Genomic DNA, 906 nt, shown 5'->3' with positions numbered 1-906 from the left:
TAAGGCGTAGGCAATCATGGATAAACAGTCGAGAATGGAGCTAAGGAGAAAGGCTGGATGTAGAGATTTACCAAAACCTCAAGTGAAATATCAGGGTCCTGAGTATTCAATGTCTTTTGCTTGTTGTGAGTGTAGAACTTCGAATATGCGCCAATTTAATCTTGCTCCATGTGATTACCCTGAGACCATTGAATGTCCTATTTGTAAGGGAGTTGCAGTTAACTTAGGTCGTCACTTTAAACCACCTAAGAAATCGGATTTAGCTCAGTGGAAAAAAGTTCAATTTTTAATTGAACACGGATTCCTATTTCAAAAAATTCGTACTACTAAAAACAGCTATGAGAGTGTTCCTTACCCAGAAACCCTAGCTCAAGCAAAAAAATTCGTAGTAAAGTACCGTCAGTATGCGGTGCAATCGCCTTATAACAAAGCAAATTAAAGTGCGGACAAAAAACAGTTGGCTTTGTTCGTTCCTCACAAATTATAGCCAACTATTTTTAGCCGTTTATTTGCGGCGTTAGTTGCCAAGGAAGTTTTCATGCAATCTTATAAACTTAAGCTCAGTTTTACTTCTGTAGTAAAACTAGCTTTCTTATTTGGCTTTTGCACAGGAATAGTGTGGATGACTCTTTTGGGTTTAGCTATGTTACTTGGTTTATTTCCCGGTGAAACACCACCCGTACTTTTAGTATTACTATTACCACTGGTTTGTTCACTCCTTTTTGGTTTACATATTACAATTGGATATCCTATTTATATGTTATTCAATAAGTTCACCAATGGAATAACAGTAAAAAATTTGATTGGCGGCAACTAACAAGGCCGTTAAACCGTGGACACAAAACAGCAGGCTTGTGCTCCTTCGTCGCCAATTTTTAGCCTGCTATTTTGTGCCGTTTACGGCAA

General features: G+C 38.0%; 2 protein-coding genes. Both read left to right on the top strand.

Annotated features, from left to right (window positions below; genetic code table 11):
- The first annotated feature begins 16 nt into the window (after positions 1–16).
- Positions 17–439: a hypothetical protein gene (locus ACGHEH_RS21635; RefSeq protein WP_390449833.1), complete on the top strand. Its 423-nt coding sequence runs from the start codon at positions 17–19 to the stop codon at positions 437–439.
- A 99-nt stretch (positions 440–538) separates the two neighbouring features.
- Positions 539–817, top strand: coding sequence for a hypothetical protein (locus ACGHEH_RS21630; protein ID WP_390449830.1), 279 nt, complete (start codon positions 539–541; stop codon positions 815–817).
- The last annotated feature ends 89 nt before the right edge of the window (positions 818–906 follow it).

The organism is Pseudoalteromonas sp. MTN2-4, assembly GCF_042848605.1.
Lineage (GTDB): Bacteria > Pseudomonadota > Gammaproteobacteria > Enterobacterales > Alteromonadaceae > Pseudoalteromonas.
The sequence above is the reverse complement of the archived record's forward strand: the minus strand, read 5'-3'. Positions and strand labels throughout refer to the sequence as shown.

Excerpts from the sequence above, each read along its gene's own strand:
- ACGHEH_RS21635 (WP_390449833.1), top strand. The coding sequence starts at position 17 with ATGGATAAACAGTCGAGAATGGAGCTAAGGAGAAAGGCTGGATGTAGA.
- ACGHEH_RS21630 (WP_390449830.1), top strand. The coding sequence starts at position 539 with ATGCAATCTTATAAACTTAAGCTCAGTTTTACTTCTGTAGTAAAACTA.